This is a genomic window from Vibrio nomapromontoriensis, assembly GCF_050337205.1.
Taxonomy (GTDB): domain Bacteria; phylum Pseudomonadota; class Gammaproteobacteria; order Enterobacterales; family Vibrionaceae; genus Vibrio; species Vibrio nomapromontoriensis.
In genome coordinates this window covers 1-1,123 of record NZ_JAKJSS010000044.1, presented here as the reverse complement: position 1 = coordinate 1,123, position 1,123 = coordinate 1, and the positions used below count along the sequence as shown (strand labels likewise).

Below are 1,123 nucleotides of genomic sequence, written 5' to 3'. Positions count from 1 at the left end.
CCCTTATTCCCCCTTCCCCTCAAATCTTATATACTCAAACTAATTATCCTATTCAATTGGAAGAGTTTTATGATCATCGTAACTGGCGGTGCTGGCATGATTGGCAGCAACATTATCAAAGCGCTAAACGCAGCGGGCTTAAACGACATCCTGGTAGTAGACAACCTTAAAAATGGGCGTAAGTTCAAAAACTTAGTTGATTTGGACATTACCGATTACATGGACCGTGATGACTTCCTCACGCAAGTCATGGCAGGTGATGACTTTGGTCCTATCGAAGCGGTCTTCCATGAAGGGGCTTGCTCTGCAACCACCGAGTGGGATGGCAAATATGTCATGCTTAACAACTACGAATACTCGAAAGAGCTGCTTCACTTCTGTTTAGAGCGTGAAGTCCCGTTCTTGTACGCCTCTTCTGCCGCCACTTACGGCGAGACAACCGTGTTTAAAGAAGAGCGTGAATACGAAGGCGCATTAAACGTTTACGGCTATTCAAAGCAGCAATTTGATAACTACGTTCGCCGCTTAACTGCAGATGCAGAAGCGCACGGTGAAAAACTATCGCAAATTACCGGTTTCCGTTACTTCAATGTTTACGGTCCACGTGAACAGCACAAAGGCAGCATGGCGTCGGTGGCGTTCCACCTTAATAACCAAATGAATGCCGGTGAGAACCCTAAATTGTTTGCAGGTAGCGAGCAGTTTATTCGTGACTTCATCTATGTGGGCGATGTGGCGAAAGTGAACCTATGGTTCTTGGAAAACGGCGTGTCTGGTATTTTCAACTGCGGAACTGGTAGTGCGGAAAGCTTTGAAGTGGTCGCAGAAGCGGTCATTAAGCACCATGGTAAAGGCGAGATTGAAACCATTCCGTTCCCTGACCATTTGAAAGGCGCTTACCAAGAATACACCCAAGCGGATTTAACCAAACTGCGCGCCGCGGGTTGCGATGTTGAGTTTAAGACGGTTGCGGAAGGGGTTACGGAGTATTTGGCGATTGTGAATAGTTAAGACGACGGTTCTATGGTTCTATGGTTCTATGGTTCTATGGTTCTATGGTTCTATGGTTCTATGGTTCTATGGTTCTATGGTTCTATGGTTCTATGGTTCTATGGTTAATAAT

General features: G+C 45.8%; 1 protein-coding gene. It reads left to right on the top strand.

Features of this window, described 5'->3' with window-relative positions; genetic code table 11:
• The first annotated feature begins 69 nt into the window (after positions 1–69).
• Positions 70–1,011 (top strand): ADP-glyceromanno-heptose 6-epimerase, encoded by a 942-nt coding sequence (rfaD, locus tag L4D05_RS24015; RefSeq protein ID WP_428795500.1) that lies wholly within the window; start codon positions 70–72, stop codon positions 1,009–1,011.
• The last annotated feature ends 112 nt before the right edge of the window (positions 1,012–1,123 follow it).

Coding starts and splice junctions, on each gene's coding strand:
- rfaD (WP_428795500.1), top strand. CDS start 70: ATGATCATCGTAACTGGCGGTGCTGGCATGATTGGCAGCAACATTATC.